At 28.1% G+C, this 1,391-nt stretch carries 3 protein-coding genes; 2 read left to right on the top strand and 1 reads right to left on the bottom strand.

Going from position 1 to position 1,391, the window contains the following annotated elements; translation table 11 throughout:
• The first annotated feature begins 109 nt into the window (after positions 1 to 109).
• Positions 110 to 466: a hypothetical protein gene (locus BFA01S_RS21520; protein ID WP_066235688.1), complete on the top strand. Its 357-nt coding sequence runs from the start codon at positions 110 to 112 to the stop codon at positions 464 to 466.
• 96 nt (positions 467 to 562) lie between these two features.
• Here the strand turns inward: BFA01S_RS21520 and BFA01S_RS23560 are convergent, their stop codons facing one another.
• Positions 563 to 697: a hypothetical protein gene (locus tag BFA01S_RS23560; RefSeq protein ID WP_268874900.1), complete on the bottom strand. Its 135-nt coding sequence runs from the start codon at positions 695 to 697 to the stop codon at positions 563 to 565.
• 192 nt (positions 698 to 889) lie between these two features.
• Between BFA01S_RS23560 and BFA01S_RS21515 the strand changes: the two genes are divergently transcribed.
• Positions 890 to 1,186 (top strand): hypothetical protein, encoded by a 297-nt coding sequence (locus tag BFA01S_RS21515; RefSeq protein ID WP_169800531.1) that lies wholly within the window; start codon positions 890 to 892, stop codon positions 1,184 to 1,186.
• Positions 1,187 to 1,391: the final 205 nt, after the last annotated feature.

The following is a 1,391-nucleotide window of genomic DNA, read 5'->3' as shown; positions in this document are numbered from 1 at the left end:
GATAATGTCAATTATGTTAACTAGCAAAGCAAATTTGAGAAAGAAGTAATTGCAACTTCTATAATAAAGTTATAAATTGGTAAAAAAGCATAGTTTTAGGGAGGACATTTTGAAGAAATTTTTCTTAGTTTTATCATTGTTAGTTATTTTAGCAATTGTGTTAAATCCCAAGGGCGCGTGGGATAGAACTTTGTTATTAATTTCGATATTAAACCTGGAGATTTCTAACAGTGAGTATGCCCAGGTTTTTGAAAATGACAAAATTACTAGTTACATAGCAAAAAATAGAGGTGATTTTGAATATGATGTAGTTAAAAAATTTATGGAGAACAAAGAATGGAAGTTTAAAGAACAAATGGGGTCAGGACTTATTTTTGAGAAAAAGGATGAAACTACACTTATTGGGATTGAAGGAGTCTCTGATCGTTATACTCAATGGAATGTTTCGAATGAAGTATTGAATTAATAGATAAAAGGATCGATTAAAGATCCTTTTATCTGTGTAAAATGTACCTTTTGTTAACTAGATTATGAAAACTATCTTTTTATTCTTAATTTATCCTCATAAAACATTGAGAAATTGAGCAAGAATCGATTCTATACTTTGAAAAATTCCAATTAATTTAAAAGCAGCAATAGTAATTAAAAATAGAAAAAGTGTATTAAAGCATTTCAAAGTAATATCTAGTTTAGTCATTAAGTTTGGCTCCTTTAGATTTCTTCAGATAAATTGAATTTATAATAAAATAATTAAAAACGCTATATAAGATTTGATAAGATCCATTATGTAAGTAAACAAAAGAGACCTTAAAGGTCTTTTTACTACAGATAATGTGATTTATGTTAATTAGAAACAGGATAGTTAACATAAGTTCAGTTCTCCAGTATAGTGAAATTATTTAAATTCGGAGGCGATTTATTGAAAAAAATATTGGTTTCAATTGTTAGTATTGTAGTTGTGGTGTACATATCAATTCATTTATATACTAAATTTAAGTTAGATACTATGAGAGAGAAAGTAAAAGGAAGCCATCCTGAAATAACAAAAGTAGAATCAGTAAATAGCATTGGGCATTGGGGAGAACGGTTTTCTGAATATACATTTATAGTTGAAATAGGTGGAAAGAAGTATCGTATTTGGACGTTTGAAGATGGCAAAATTACAGGAAAGGAATTGATAAAGTAATTTAACTATGAATGTACAGTTTATCTTTCTGAGTTTGGATAATAGGGAAGTTAGGCTTAGCCGAAATTGGTTTATGTAGTTAAATAAGAGTGTAATTTTAGGATACTCGGATTAGGAACAACTTAGATTTATTAACTTTATGAGAAATGATAGTCATGATGTTTGCTATTTCATGGCATATTTGTTACTCTTGAGAAGAGTTATC

The organism is Metabacillus fastidiosus NBRC 101226 (assembly GCF_001591625.1).
GTDB lineage: Bacteria > Bacillota > Bacilli > Bacillales > Bacillaceae > Metabacillus > Metabacillus fastidiosus.
Note: the sequence above shows the minus strand (reverse complement) of the source record. Positions and strands in the feature narration are given on the sequence as shown.